Origin of the sequence: Clostridium polyendosporum (genome assembly GCF_018332455.1) — a bacterium.
GTDB classification, from domain to species: Bacteria; Bacillota; Clostridia; order Clostridiales; family Clostridiaceae; genus Clostridium_AY; species Clostridium_AY polyendosporum.
This window is the reverse complement of sequence record NZ_BOPZ01000110.1, coordinates 1-242: the sequence shown is the minus strand read 5'-3', so window position 1 is coordinate 242 and position 242 is coordinate 1. Positions and strand designations below refer to the sequence as shown.

Annotated in this window: 1 pseudogene; it reads right to left on the bottom strand. The window is 29.8% G+C overall.

The window, feature by feature from the left end:
• Window positions 1–242: pseudogene (locus tag CPJCM30710_RS17630) on the bottom strand (IS5/IS1182 family transposase); the annotation flags it as partial.

Here is a 242-nt window from a genome sequence, read left to right as displayed (position 1 = left end):
CTCTTCAATATAATCTTTAGGTGTTACAGTAACTTCAACTTTCTCAAATTTGCGCTTATTAGCATTTGCTTTGATATGTGTTGAATCTGAATAAAGAATTTTACCACTAACTAGCCCTTTCTCCATAGATTGGAGCACTATATTATCAAATATTTTTTGTGCAATATCAGTATCCTTAAATCTTCGAATTCTATTTTGACTAATTGTTGATGCATCAGGTATTTTTTCGGTTATTGAATATC